Source organism: Pandoraea sp. SD6-2, from assembly GCF_000389825.1.
Lineage (GTDB): Bacteria > Pseudomonadota > Gammaproteobacteria > Burkholderiales > Burkholderiaceae > Pandoraea > Pandoraea communis.
Genome location: NZ_KB944454.1, coordinates 725,704 through 731,703 on the forward strand (window position 1 = coordinate 725,704; position 6,000 = coordinate 731,703).

The window sequence follows — 6,000 nt, forward strand, 5'->3', positions numbered from 1 at the left end:
CGCTCGCGAAACGCCCACGTCAGCGGGTCACCGCGATACCCACCGATTTCGCCAGTGGCGCAGGCGAGATGGCCGACACACCACGGAACGGCTCATCCAGATTGATGATCAGGGCAACCACCATCCCGATGGCACCCATATGGATCGCAATGATGAAATTTCCTTTCCACGAGCCGGGATACCGCCCATTCATCGCCATTCCCGCCAGCATGAAGAGCGAAATGACCCACCAGAACACGCCGGGTACTGTCTTCGTCGAGTTCTCGAAGCGTCCCTGCCGCGACTCCTCCAGCCGGTCGAGCAGCGTGCGGATCGAACTGGCGCTGTCTTCGTGCTTCGCGATCACTCGGCGCGTGACACCGACGAACGCCGTCAGCGCTTGCTCCGTCACCGGCGACAGGTCGGGATCGGCCGCGCCCAACGTCGCCCATTCGTCGGTGACCGCAGACTTCACGTAACTGCGCAGCAGCACGCGCGCGGCCTGCGCATCGGCATCTCCTACCGCCTTGAGTTCCCGATCCAGACGCCTCACCACTGACGCCTCGTGCAACGCCTGATCGTCGGCGCGGCCAAGGTTGCCACGCACGTCGGTCAACACATGAGCAAGCACGAAGACGATGAACGCCAGCAGGCTGCCATGGACCACGTCGGCCACCGTGCCGCGCACTTCGGACGGGTCGGCCAGCCGATCGAACAACCAGATACGCGCAAGCCAGGCGACGACGACGGCAACCACCGCCGTGCCGAGCGCCATACAGACAAGCAACACTCCCGTCGGCAGCAACGTCAATTGGTCAACCAGCCATTGCATTTGCATCCCCTCGCATGCGTCTTTTGAAGTTTCTATGGAAACGGCATGGCGGCGATGCGCAACGCCCCGCCGCCGATGCGGCGACTATACCTGATGCGCAAAAGAGGGCAACTTCGGAAAATTTCCGTATCTGACAACGAAAAACGTGGCGAGCGTTTTCGCGGCTCAGAGGGCCTTGGCCGGCAAACACGGTCGTGAAGCCGCTACCCCATTCCTCGCCGGGATACATCGCGACCTCGGCGTAACCGCATCTGGCGTAGAACGATGTCAGGACCACGCACTGCGGAGCTTCCTTGCGACATCGATGTGGACGGTCACGTCGCCCACCGGCCCACGCGGCACATCGCCTTCGCGCGGCTTCGGCAACATTTCGTACAGCGGCAGCATCTTGTCGGAGACGAAGCGGCTGCGCGTGCCATACACGTGACGATCTCCCAGACCGGTTTGCTGATGCACGTAAAACCGCTGCGGCACCACCAGTTGCAGCGATGCTTTCGCCCGCGTCATCGCCACATACAACAGCCGCCGCTCTTCCTCGATGTCCGCGTCGTCACCCGTACTCATGTCGGACGGAATGCATCCGTCGATCACGTTGAGCACATAGACCGAGTGCCACTCCTGCCCCTTCGCACTGTGGATGGTCGACAGAATCAGGTAGTCCTCATCGAGCAACGGCACGCCGGACTGCGCGCTCGTCGCGTCCGGGGGGTCGAGCGTCAATTCGGTCAGGAATGTCTCGCGAGAGCCGTACGTGCCCGCAATGCGGGCGAGCTGTTCGAGATCGGCCTGACGCACGGCGGCATCGTCGAAGCGTTGCGTGAGCATCGGCGCATACCAGCGCAACGCGAGATCGACATCGGCGGGCCAGGCAACACGTGTGTCGTGCAACGCCATGAAGACTTCCACGAACGCCTGCCAATCGGCGGCTGCCGCCGACGGCGGTTTGAAGTCCGCGAGCACCTGAGCGGGTGTGGCCGATTGCGCCATGGCGTCGAGCAGACGTGTCGCGCTCACCGGACCGATGCCCGGGATGAGTTGCGCCACCCGAAACCCCGACAGGCGGCTGGCCGGGTTGTGCGCCCAGCGCAGGATCGACAGCATGTCCTTCACATGCGCCGCCTCAAGAAACTTCAGCCCCCCGAACTTCACGAATGGGATGTTGCGGCGTGTCAGCTCCAACTCCAGCGCGGCGCTATGGCTGCCGGTACGAAACAACACCGCCTGCTGCTTCAATGGCGTGCCGGTCTCGCGCTGCGCCAGCACCTGATCGGCGACCCAGCGCGCCTGCCCCGATTCGTCGCTCACGTTGACGAGCTGCGGCAAATGCGTCGAGTGGCGATCGGTCCACAGCGCCTTCGCATAGCGCTCGCTCGACTCGGCGATCACGGCATTGGATGCATCCAGAATCGGTTGTGTCGACCGATAGTTACGCTCGAGCGTGACCACATGCGCGGGCTCGGCGAACTGTGCCGGGAAATCGAGGATATTGCGGATCGTGGCCGCGCGAAAAGCATAGATGGACTGCGCATCGTCCCCGACAACGGTCAGGCCGCGCCCATCGGGCTTCATCGCGAGCAGAATCTGCGCCTGCAAGCGGTTGGTATCCTGATACTCGTCGACGAGGACATGATCGAAGCGCTCGCCCAACTCGCGTGCGAGTTCCGGTGCACCCATCGTTTCAGCCCAGTACAGCAGCAAGTCGTCGTAGTCGAGAACGTGCTGTGCCTGCTTCGCGTCGACATAGGCGCCAAAGAGCGTTTTGAGCTGCGCCTCCCATTGCGCGCACCACGGGAAATGCTTCGCGAGTACCTCCGCGAGCGGTGCCTGACTGTTCACCACCCGCGAATAGATCGACAGGCAGGTGCCCTTGAGCGGAAAGCGCGACTGCGTGTTGGAAAAACCGAGTTCGTGACGCGCGATGCCAAGCAGATCCTCGGCATCGCTGCGGTCGTGAATAGTGAACGCTTCCGACAGACCGATGCGCGAAGCAAAGTCACGCAGCAGGCGCGCGCCGATGGCGTGAAACGTTCCGGCCCACGGCAGCGACGGCGGTTGCGACGACGCCAGCCCCAACACCTTCTGAAGCACGGCCCCCACACGCCGCTCCATTTCGCCCGCCGCGCGGCGCGAAAACGTGAGCAGCAAGATGCGATTGGGATCCGCCCCGCGCACGATCAGGTTGGCCACGCGATGGGCAAGGGTGCTGGTTTTGCCCGAACCCGCCCCGGCAATGACGAGCAACGGGCCGCCGGGCTCGCCACCGTCACCCACACCGTGGTCGACGGCCTCGCGCTGGCGTTCGTTGAGTTCGGCCCACGGATTGCGGGCGGCGGCAGTCGGCTGTTCTGACATGCGAGATCTGGGAAAACCACGGGAATGCGGACGATTGCCCGGGGTTACGCTCAAAGAGTACTGTATATTTGTACATTATAACGGCGTCGCCAATGCCCATCGAGTCCCTTTCGAATTCGAGACAATTCGAGACAATTCGCGGCTGCCTCCCCGCCAGCGCCCTATTGAAGCCCCACCGACCTGCCTCATGACGATTCGCACCGGCACCTCGTCATGGACCGATCCGACACTCATTGCTTGCGGACGGTTCTACCCGCCGGGCGTTGCTACGCCCGAGGCACGGTTGCGTCACTACGCGTCGAAGTTCGATCTGGTGGAAGTCGACAGCAGCTATTACCGTTTGCCCGATGCCGCCGTGGCATGGCGATGGACGCAACGTACGCCGCCCTCGTTTCGCTTCCACATCAAGGCGTTTCGCGCGTTCACCGGCCATACGACACCCCTCGCGGCCTTGCCCCCCGACATCGCCGACGCACTTGGCGCGAGCGGTGGGGCGAGACCAGGGCTTGCAGGCGACGTCACGCCGCACGACATCCCCACCGAACTGCGCGACGAACTCTGGCGACGCTATCTCGAAGCCGTCGAGCCGCTGCGTCAGAGCGGACAACTGACGGCGATTCACTTCCAGTTCTCGCCGCGCGTGCGCAACGACAAGGCAGGCCGGGCGCTCGTCTTCGAGACGGCACGGCGGCTGGAGGGCGAGCGGCACGCCATCGAATTCCGGCACCGCAGCTGGTTCGACACGCCATCGCGCGAAGCCGCCACGCTGGCCATGTTGCGCGAGACGGGCGCGGCGCACACCATCGTCGACAGTCCGGGGGGATTCGACAATACGGTGCCCGCCGTATGGGCGACGACGCGCGACGATCTGTGTGTCGTGCGTTTGCATGGCCGGAATGCGGACGCGTGGAACCGGCAGGGCGTTGTCGCCTCGTCCGGGCGATTCGTCTACGAATACAGCGCGAGCGAATTGATCGACATTTCGGCTCGCGTCCAACGCATTGCGGCGCTGGCCGACGACACACATGTCCTCTTCAACACGAATCACGAGGATCAGGGCATGAAAAACGCGGCGGCATTTCAGCGAACGCTGAGGGATCTGGCGCGCGGCACCGTTTAGCGGCGGCGCGTGTCCTGCGCGTCTTCCGCAGCACGGCGACCGGCCCCGAGCGACTTGCGCCATGCCGGCAGGTCGGCAAGCCGCATGCCTTCCGGCACGGCGCCATGCTTGCCGTGCCCGACGCGCTGTGCACGATAGATCCCCGTATGCCCGGAACACAGATACGCCAGCACGCACGCGATCGCAGCATAGCCTCCGATCTGCGGGCCGAAGATCTCGATGGCCATCAACGTCGACGCAATGGGCGTGTTGGCAGCCCCGGCGAATACCGCGACAAAGCCGATGCCCGCGAGCACGGCTGCGGGCAACGTTAACACATGCGAGAGTGCGTTGCCCAGCGTCGCGCCGATGTAGAACAACGGCGTCACCTCCCCGCCCTTGAACCCCGAGCCCAGTGTGACCACCGTGAAGAGCGCCTTGCCGAGGAAGTCGTACCAGGGCAGCGTGGTATGAAACGCGTCGACGATGGTCGGAATACCGAGACCGAGGTACTGCGGCGTGCCCAACGCCGTGGCAGCGGCCGCAACCAGCACGCCCCCGGCTACGGGCCGCAGCGGGGCATAGGCGATGCGCCGTTTCATGAAGGCAGACGTCGCGTGCGTCGCCTGCGCGAAGGCCATGCCGGTCAGGCCGCAAAGCACCCCGGCGACGGCGGCACTGAACGCGCCCGAGAGCGACATCGACGCGGTAAATAAGCCAGGTGCGATCATGTACGCGGTGTGATGCACTCCCCAGGCACGCGTGACGGCGTCGCCAACCAGCGCCGCAACGAGACACGGCAACAGGGCGTCATAACGCAAGCGCCCGATGGCGAGCACTTCCAGACCGAAGACAGCCCCCGCGAGCGGCGTGCCGAACACCGATGCGAACCCTGCCGCGATACCCGACATCAGCAGCACACGACGCTGTTCGCCGGACAGCCGGAAGACGTGGGTGAGTTGATCGGCCAGGGCGCCGCCCATCTGCACGGCGGTGCCTTCCCGCCCGGCGGACCCGCCAAACAGATGCGTGACGACGGTGCTAACGAGCACGAGCGGCGCCATGCGTAACGGCACGACGCGTTGCGGATCGTGAATCTCGTCGATCAGCAGATTGTTGCCGGCTTCCACACTGGCACCGAGGCGCAGGTAGATCCAGCCGACCGCGAAGCCGGCCACCGGGAGTAGCCACAGCAGCCACGGGTGAATCAGCCGGGTATCGGTCGCGAGATCGAGCGCAACGAGAAATAGCGCCGAGGCGCTGCCGGCCATCACACCGACGAGCGCGGCGAGCGCACTGACATGGGCGGCACGCGGCAGTACACCGAACAGGTCACGCAACGGGGAATCGTGAAACATCTTCATGGACTCAAACATCGGGACGAGCGACGTCGTCGACAAATTGCCTGAACACTGCCGGAAGGGAATCGGGATTCGAACGGAACGAGAGAAATGCTCGTACGCATAGCCCGCAACCTCCCGGCACGCCAGGATCTTGCAGGCATCATCAGCCCCGGGGAGGGGCGGTTTGCGAAACGAACGCCGGAGGTATGCCATCTCCGTGAAGCAGCCCTCATGCTATCAGGAAGCACGCGCACTCACAATGCGTGACATTTTTACGCCGGAATACCGAACCGGATCGGCGCGTCGTCAAGCGCAACACCAGACTCGGCGTCGACCCCGAAACCAAACGCTCTCCGTACGAAAAACGGCGGGCGCGATGCCATGCATCGCGACCC

Annotated in this window: 4 protein-coding genes and 1 riboswitch; of the genes, 1 reads left to right on the forward strand and 3 read right to left on the reverse strand. The window is 64.0% G+C overall.

The window, feature by feature from the left end:
• Positions 1-19 precede the first annotated feature (19 nt).
• A complete protein-coding gene (locus tag C266_RS19705; protein ID WP_168162936.1) occupies positions 20-811 on the reverse strand; it encodes a DUF4239 domain-containing protein in 792 nt (263 codons plus the stop codon).
• Positions 812-1,078: 267 nt separating this feature from the next.
• Positions 1,079-3,163, reverse strand: a complete 2,085-nt coding sequence (locus C266_RS19710) for an ATP-dependent helicase (protein ID WP_010808314.1) — start codon at positions 3,161-3,163, stop codon at positions 1,079-1,081.
• A gap of 187 nt (positions 3,164-3,350) precedes the next feature.
• Here C266_RS19710 and C266_RS19715 point away from each other — a divergent pair, with 187 nt between their 5' ends.
• Positions 3,351-4,283 (forward strand): DUF72 domain-containing protein, encoded by a 933-nt coding sequence (locus C266_RS19715; RefSeq protein ID WP_010808313.1) that lies wholly within the window; start codon positions 3,351-3,353, stop codon positions 4,281-4,283.
• Here the strand turns inward: C266_RS19715 and C266_RS19720 are convergent.
• On the reverse strand, positions 4,280-5,620 hold the full coding sequence (locus tag C266_RS19720; protein ID WP_246831205.1) for a voltage-gated chloride channel family protein: 1,341 nt from the start codon (positions 5,618-5,620) through the stop codon (positions 4,280-4,282). The two genes, C266_RS19715 and C266_RS19720, sit on opposite strands and share 4 nt — an antisense overlap.
• 132 nt (positions 5,621-5,752) lie before the next feature.
• Positions 5,753-5,831, reverse strand: a riboswitch (Fluoride riboswitch).
• Positions 5,832-6,000 lie beyond the last annotated feature (169 nt).